Origin of the sequence: Nitrospira sp. (genome assembly GCA_016788885.1) — a bacterium.
Lineage (GTDB): Bacteria > Nitrospirota > Nitrospiria > Nitrospirales > Nitrospiraceae > Nitrospira_A.
The window spans coordinates 1-7,667 of sequence record JAEURX010000062.1 but is presented as its reverse complement, the minus strand read 5'-3'; the positions used below and the strand labels follow the sequence as shown (position 1 = coordinate 7,667).

6 protein-coding genes are annotated in these 7,667 nt (G+C 59.2%); 4 read left to right on the top strand and 2 right to left on the bottom strand.

Going from position 1 to position 7,667, the window contains the following annotated elements:
* The first annotated feature begins 81 nt into the window (after positions 1-81).
* From JNL86_16390 to JNL86_16375, 4 genes are all read left to right on the top strand, one after another.
* Positions 82-1,863, top strand: a complete 1,782-nt coding sequence (locus tag JNL86_16390) for a hypothetical protein (protein MBL8044488.1) — start codon at positions 82-84, stop codon at positions 1,861-1,863.
* 171 nt (positions 1,864-2,034) lie between these two features.
* Positions 2,035-2,553 carry a type II secretion system major pseudopilin GspG gene (gene gspG / locus JNL86_16385; GenBank protein MBL8044487.1) on the top strand — a complete coding sequence of 173 codons (519 nt, stop codon included), beginning with the start codon at positions 2,035-2,037 and terminating at the stop codon, positions 2,551-2,553.
* Positions 2,554-2,700: 147 nt separating this feature from the next.
* Positions 2,701-3,891, top strand: a complete 1,191-nt coding sequence (locus JNL86_16380; protein MBL8044486.1) for an HDOD domain-containing protein — start codon at positions 2,701-2,703, stop codon at positions 3,889-3,891.
* A 79-nt stretch (positions 3,892-3,970) separates the two neighbouring features.
* On the top strand, positions 3,971-5,308 hold the full coding sequence (locus JNL86_16375) for a hypothetical protein (protein MBL8044485.1): 1,338 nt from the start codon (positions 3,971-3,973) through the stop codon (positions 5,306-5,308).
* A 221-nt stretch (positions 5,309-5,529) separates the two neighbouring features.
* Here JNL86_16375 and JNL86_16370 read toward each other — a convergent pair whose 3' ends face one another.
* Positions 5,530-6,684, bottom strand: coding sequence for a DUF2235 domain-containing protein (locus JNL86_16370; GenBank protein MBL8044484.1), 1,155 nt, complete (start codon positions 6,682-6,684; stop codon positions 5,530-5,532).
* Between the two features lie 117 nt (positions 6,685-6,801).
* The gene (locus tag JNL86_16365) at positions 6,802-7,482 is read right to left on the bottom strand and encodes a hypothetical protein (protein ID MBL8044483.1); all 681 of its coding nucleotides are present in this window, start codon (positions 7,480-7,482) and stop codon (positions 6,802-6,804) included.
* Between the last annotated feature and the right edge of the window lie 185 nt (positions 7,483-7,667).

The following is a 7,667-nucleotide window of genomic DNA, read 5'->3' as shown; positions in this document are numbered from 1 at the left end:
CATGCGCGAGGCCCGATGGGACTGGAAGAGTTGACCTGTTCCAAGTTTGTGGTGCTGGGGAGCGGGCAAATCCGCGAATAAATGCCGGTTGAGCCCTCACTGCAAGACATTCTGAGACGTCCCGGTACGCTCACCTTTCCCGCCAATCTTGCCGACGAGCCGCATGTGTCGGCTGCTGCCGTCTCCATGCTGCGGCAGCAGACCGGCCACCTCATGGTCTACGGCAGCCACGGTCGTCGAATCCTCGCGACCGACCCAGACGGATATCCGTTACATGAATGCGAATGGGGAATGGTTGAGGGGAGACTGTCCCTTCTCCGTGCCAGGGTGCATCTCGACTGGGGGGCCTGGGTCGGGCTGATTCCCAGCGGGCTCGTGAACCGGATGACGCTGGATTTGTCCCGAAAGCCAGGCTGGCAACGGCTTCGGGCCGACGATCTTCGAAACATGGCGGCCCAGGCGATGTGGGTTCCGCTCGAGGAAGTGCGGTGTTTTTACAGCGACCAGGATATGACGATTGATGCGAAGGGCACCGCCACGATCCGGCACCGCAAAGATGCCATCTACCATTTGCCGGATGGGACCTTTGACAGCAAGGTGTTCATGGCCTGTATGGGGGCCATGCACTGGGACGCCATCGATTTTCTGCCGGTTGTGGAATTATTTTTGTCGCTTTTGCCCGGCACCGGTTCCGCGTTGTTTGAACTGATCCGCGGGCTGTATGACGATCAAAATCGTCACGCCGCTGCACCTCGGCCTCTGCGGTATCGTGGCATCCCGACCTATCCCTCTGAAGCGGCGTACCGGCTCTTCAGCAATTTCTTTTGCCCGCAACTCCCTGGAGGCGCAGATCCCTTCCCGGTGTTTATGGATGCGCCACGCTCGCATCTCGTGACCTGGATACCGGTGCCTGATCCCCCCAGGCGACATATCGACACGGAGCAGCATCTCTGCGTGACGGTCCAAGGTCACCGGGTCCTGAAAGCCACCTGCTCGGATGACGAGGCCGGCCTGTCCTATCAGCCGTTCGACCGGCAGGGGATGGCCCCTTGCCAGCGCGGATTGGTGGTTGAAAGGGATCGGTTGCTCCTGATCGATCGAGCGAGCCGAAAGGCGTTTCCATGGCCGTCTCGGTGGGGGGATGTCACCGGCCCGTCGATGCCCCCGTCAGTCCAGCCCCCGTCCGACTGGACGGCCGTGTTCAGCGGGACCGTCCCGCGAGTCAGTCCGGAGGAGGCGTTCGGCGCGGTCTTGTTCTATCCCGACGACCAGCAAGAGATCGGCGAATTGGCTACGCAGCCTTTTGTGGCCGATTATCTGCAGGACCTGCTCGAGCAGGATCGCGTGTTGGCGGCTCGGGTGGCAGGCGCAGGGCGCGTGTTGATCACCGGTTTCGATAGTGCAATCGTGACATGCATCGGTCATGATCGTCCGCGTGCCTATACCGTGGTGTACGAGCATCCGGCGTTTGCCCAACGGCAAGCCCAGATGTTATGGAACCTGCTGGCTCGTGCGCAGCGGCTGGATTGGTTGAGGCACATGACGATGCGTCCCCAGTCCGAGGAGGCAGGCGAGGAGGAGGCAGGGTATCAGCTTGCCTACGAATGGACACCGTTCACACAGTACGGCGATCTTTCTGCGATCGCGAGGCGAATGCAGCGCCTCGCTGGTCGGTTGACCACCGGAGCGGTGGCCTTCATTGTGGGGCCGGCATCGGTAGGAGATGGGTGCCGTTCTGCGGGGTTGCAGCTGCAGGCCATGATGCCGGTGGCGTCTCTCTCCACGTTTCGCATGCATCAAAGTGTCTTGCCGCGCGCGCAATTGAAGCCGGGAATCATGCTGTACCAGGTGGCCAGGACTTGATGGCGACCCTCGTCCGATCTAAAGACCTGACCGGATGGGCCGACGATGACTGTCGAGTGGCCTGAGGGAAATCAACTACAGTCCGGTCGAAGTTCCTGTTACAATTCCGAGTCACGTGAATCGCGCGTGAGTTGGTGAAGTCGGAATGGGTTGAGAAGGAGCGGAGCGTCTATGGGATGGCATCGCGATGGCAGAAAGGCAGTGAACCGACGTATCCGTCAGGCGGCGGGGTGCGACGTCGGTCCTATCGAGCGCTTGAAACTCTGCGGAGGCTTTTCGTTCATCGAGGTGATGATTGTGGTGGTCATCCTGGCCATTCTGGCCACGCTGTTGATCCCTCGGGTCATGGGTCGCACGGAGGATGCGAAGCGGGCTGCCGCCAAGGCGCAGATCTCAAACATTGAGAGCGCGCTGCAGCTCTACAAACTAGACAATGGCAATTTTCCTTCGACTGAGCAGGGATTGAAGGCGCTCGTCGAAAAGCCCGCAGCGGGCCCCGCCGCGCCGAATTGGAAGGCGGGAGGATACCTGCCCAAGGTGCCGGTTGATCCGTGGGGTGCTCCCTATAAATACACCGTTCCCTCTTCGCAGGGGGCGGAATTTGAGATTCTCTCGTTCGGTGCCGATGGTACTCTCGGCGGCGATGGCAAAAACGCGGACATCGTCAGCTGGGATTTGGACCGCAACTAACCCGGTATCCATTCACTCACCTGCTGAGCGTTCCTCTCCAGCCTGTTGCGACTCGACGCCCGCGCCCTGAGCCTGCTGGCGCCCTCAAGATCAGACCTCGGTCGACCGAAGAAGAGACGAGGGCCTTTCCTTCGTAAGGAGTAGGTGATGCGCCGAGTGATCTTTGTGGACGATGCGCCGGAGATATTACAGCATCTTCGACGGGCATTGGCTCCCATGCAATCCGAGTGGGACATGCAGTTCTTTCCGTCGGCCGCGTCCGCGTTGACCGTGATCCGTGAGACGCCCTGTGACGTCGTGGTGTCAGACATGACCATGCCGGTCATGGACGGCGCGCAGTTCCTCAGCGAGGTTCGCACGCTCTCCCCGCAGACCATCCGGATCGTGCTCTCCGGCGACCAAAGTCCCGTCAATCATGTGCGCTCCGCAGCCGTGGCCCATCGTTTTCTTCAGAAGCCGGTGGACCTGGCCTTGTTGAAAACCACCATCGCGCGGGCTGAGACGTTGCGGGCGATGCTGGCGAATCCTGCGCTCCGGAGTTTGGTGGGTGAAATCAAGGTGCTCCCCAGTCTTCCGTCGATCTATCAGGACCTCATGCAGGAAATGCAGGCTCCGCAGGCATCGCTGAAAAAAGCCTCTCGTATCGTCGCCAAAGATCTCGGGATGATGACCAAGATTCTTCAGCTCGTGAATTCGGCATTTTTCGGACTCCGCACCCACGTGTCCGATCCCGAGCAAGCCGTGGCCCTCCTCGGTTTCGATACGATCAAGTCGCTCGTCCTTTCCAGCCAGGTGTTTGCGCAATTTGAGCAAGGCCGGCTTCCGTCTTTTTCCTTGGAAGCCCTGTGGCGGCACGCCATGCTCACCGGTACCTGCGCACGGCGAATCGCTAAGGACGCCGGTGCCAGTCAGCAGGTGATTGATGAGGCGTTTACTGCGGCGTTGTTGCACGACGTTGGGGTGTTGGTGCTGGCCGCCAATAAGCCGGATGACTATGCGCGGGTGCTCGATCTGATGCGCACGAAGCCGTCGCCTGATTGGGCTGCTGAGCGGGAGGTCTTCGGTGCGGACCATGCCCATGTGGGCGCTTATCTGCTGGGACTCTGGGGGCTGGGCGACGGGATCATCGAAGCGGTGGCGTTCCATCAGCATCCCGGCGAGTGTCAGGCCTCCGGGTTTACCGCTGTGACGGCCGTCCATGTCGGAAACGCCATTGCCGAGCAACAGGCTCACGGTGAGGCCGGCAAGGCTGATTTGGCCGGCGTGGACCACGCGTATTTGTCGCGCGAACAGTTACTGCCTCGTCTTTCCGGCTGGCGCGCGCTCTGCGCCGCCTGAGTCATTCCACACACGCTTGACCAAGCTGCCTGGCCCGCAGTACAACCACCTCTCCTGCACTCCAGCATACCGAGGCCATATGGTTCGATGCGTCACAGTTCTGCGTTCCGTCTTGATCGGCCTCTCGACTGGCGGGCTCGTGCTGTGCTTGCTGTCAGGGAGCGAGGCCGGCACCATCGTGGTGGATGTGAGTGTCGAGCAAGGGCCGATGAATCACCGAGCCAACGGGTATCTGGTGAGCATCGAGCCGACAGAGCCTCCGACGAACCTGATCGAGCCGTTGAAGCCCACGAGTTTTCGAGGCAATGCCGGATATGTGTTGAGCAATTACGATCGGCTTGCGCGGGTCGGCGTCACGGAATTTCAGCTCACCCTCGGCTTGGTATTTCACCATCTTGCCCTCCAGATTTTTGATATCAACCAGATCGGCCTCGACGGGAACTATGCGCCCTGGTTGACCCATGTCGACCGCATCATCGATCAAGTCCTCGAGCGCAGGCTCAATGTTTTATGGGATATCTACAATGAACCGGATCTCGCGGCACTTCCCTTGAATGACAACGAGCGTCTCAAGGAAGGCTGGCGCCTCGCGTTTGGGCGCATTAAGGAGCGTATTCCCAGCGCCAAGATCGTGGGGCCAAGTGTGAGCCGATACCGGTTGCTCAAGCCGTTTCTGGAGTGGAGTCAGTCGCAGGGCGTATTCCCCGATATGGTCGCCTACCATGAATACGGCGATCCAAGCGGTGCGTTAGGGTATGTGGAAGATCTGCGGAACTATTTGAGTGCGCGCGGTCTGGTCCGACCCATTTCGGTCAATGAAATATTGGGGCAGGAGTCCTGGACCATCGCCGGGTACACCGCAGCCGTCATTGCTGCGTATGAGCGGGCCAACATCCGAAGCGCCATGCGTGCCTGCTGGCCTGATCCCCAGGACACGAGTCGAGATAGTGTGGAGAACACCTGTGATAACCCCACGCTGGATGGATTGCTCTATGTCGACCGCCGGTCAACACGGCCAGGCTGGCATATCTATAAGACGTATGCGGATATGCGTGGTGTGCGGGTGTTTACGATGACGGACAGCCCGACGCTCCACGCCCTCGCGGCGTTGGACGGGCCTGCCGGCACGTTGCGGCTGCTCGTAGGCAAATATGGGGACTCTTCGAGCGAAGAAACCAGAGTGATCATCAGGAACAGCCGAGGAACGGTCGTCCCCGTACAAGGCGAGGACGTGCATGTCTGTGCCGAGCGCATTCCTGATGTGGGCTCGGCGCCTCTTGAGACGCCGGTGGTCACGATCAATCAACTCCTGTCGGTCTCAGGGAGCGAGCTCTCCTTCATCCTGCCGGAGTTTTACCACTCGGATGCCTACCGCCTTGCGATCGGACCATCTTCGCTCTGCCAGGGGAATCAGTGAGCGGTACTTCGAGCAAGCGCTCTCCTCGAAACTGAGTTCTGGAAAATGGGCGGATCGGGTAGGGAACGGCCTCTCGCGCCGTCAGTTCTTCATGGTGCTCTGGGACAGAATCGAACGGTCGACACCAGCCTTTTCAGGACGCGGGTGTTCTGTATCGCAGGATGAGACCTCTCGCCTTTGTTGTCTCAGTCCGGTATGGACCACCAAACGGACGACTGAATTCAGGTGGGAAGATTGGTGGGTTGATATCGCATCGGGGGCTCTCCTGGCTCGGCGATGACTGACGCTGCCGCCATGCGTGCTGCGATGGAAAGGTCTTGTGGCAGCCCTGCAGGAAAGCTTCTCGGCCCCAATGAGATACCCGGCAGATTCCACGGCGGATGCTCCCAGGGCTTATGGGCCGTACCTTCCGGATTTGGCGTGATCGCGCAAGGAAGCGACGGGAGGAAGGGCATGCCGATCTGCGCGAGGTTTCCCATCATCCAGTTCAAGGCCCCGTCAGACAAGCCGCTCTCATTGTGGGCCTCGGGATATCCGCCTCCGACATCGCCGTGTGCTCCGGGAAACAGTCGCTGAGTGACATTGGGCGCAGGATCCCAGAGGGTGGGTTTGAAGTCATTGCGTCGTTCGTCCAAGGCCACTGCATGGAAGCCCATGCCCACTTTCTGGCTCAACCGGGTATCCACAAACTTAAATGCATCCACACGATTACCCTTGCCCGCATAGTCCGGAAATCCCATCGCCCCGACCGTATCCCAGACCGCGACGGCAGCGAGGCGGTCGACCGCAGTGAAATCCCCGTTCTTCAGCGAGCCACTGGAAACAAAAGCCGGGAGGTTGCTCGTCACCTCAGCAAGATGGGCGAGGCTGAACGGATTGACGATCGTGGCTCGACGGTACCGATACCAGGCTTGTGCGCCGCACCGATAGGCGCGTTCTTGATCTTGGACAATTTGTGGGCTCAGGAGGCCTTGCGATGCGATGAGACCGGCCAGCGCGCGTGCCGTATACGCGCCGCGGCTGAAGCCGACAATCACAAGGCCGTCGCCCGGTGCATAATTTCTGGAGAGAAACGTATACCCACGAACGATACGAGAAATGACGCCCGCGCCGAATGCACCGCCGAGCAGTTTATTCAGGAGATTGCGCGAATCTCCGACGCCATGAATGTATTTCGCGATGAGCGACGTCTGACCATCTTCAATGAGCTCTTTTTCCTGTTCATCGGAATTCAGCAATGAGTTGAGCGAGAGCGAGCCGGCAAGACACAGAAACAGTTTATAGACATTGGTCGGATTCGCCGGATGCTCAGCGGTTTCATCTTCGTAAGGATTGTTCCAGGTACCATCGGCACAAAACACGATGTGCTTCGCCATGTCTTACCTCCTCGGTCTTCCAGTTCACACTGCACTCGAACAGTCACAGAGTAGGTTCGCATCTGATCGGCGTCGTTGGAGCCGGCAGCAGGCCATGGACTGTCTATCTCGCATCAATCAAGGCTGAACTGGTTTGGCATTCCGCCGGTCGGCGTACTCGTGGAATTCCGGTGACTTGACCAAGGTGCGGATGAGTTGCTGGATGGTATCGATCAACGACTCACGGAACACGGTTTCGACCGCAAACGCTCTGTTGAGACGGTCGGTCGTGATGGTGCTCTTGGTGTGTGTCTTTGAATTGAACGTTCCGGCGAGGAGTTGTTGGCCTGCGCTGCCCGTGACGGTCCCGCTGAGATCCACACGCCCTTCATAGGTATCCGAGGGATCAAACATCGCAAACACGAAATATAAGGGTCCAGTCGCGTACAAAGTTCTTCGGAGCGTACAGTGCCCCTCGGCCTGCAGGTCGGGAATGGCCATTTCAATGATCACGTCACTGTGCGTTGCGAGACGTTTCTCCTCAACGACATCGACCGACTCAAAGACCTGCGACAACGCTTGCGTCATCCCCGTTTCCAGTTCGACTCCGATGGGTACATCGAAGGTTCCGGCACACGACACCTCTTTCCGTGGTGTGGCATTCTTGAGGGATTCCGGCATCACCAGCGTGGCAGTCAGGGAGGTCTTTCTCACCTTCAAGGGATCCATGGTGGTATGCAACGGCAACGGAGTGGGAGCGCAGGATGATACGGCGACACCCAACACGCCGACCTGCACTATCCGCAGAATGCTACCCATAGATCGTACCTCCCGTAGAGTGTGTAGCTCGGCATCTCTTGACCTGGAATAAGCTGATTCTCGCAGAAAGGCTGTGCCATATCTCGCGCGTCCAGTCAAGAAGCCGAAGCGTCACAGGAGAACAGGGCGATGTCACGCGAGTGGATCTTGGAAACCATCTCCTGCTCGTATGGTCGGGCTGAGTC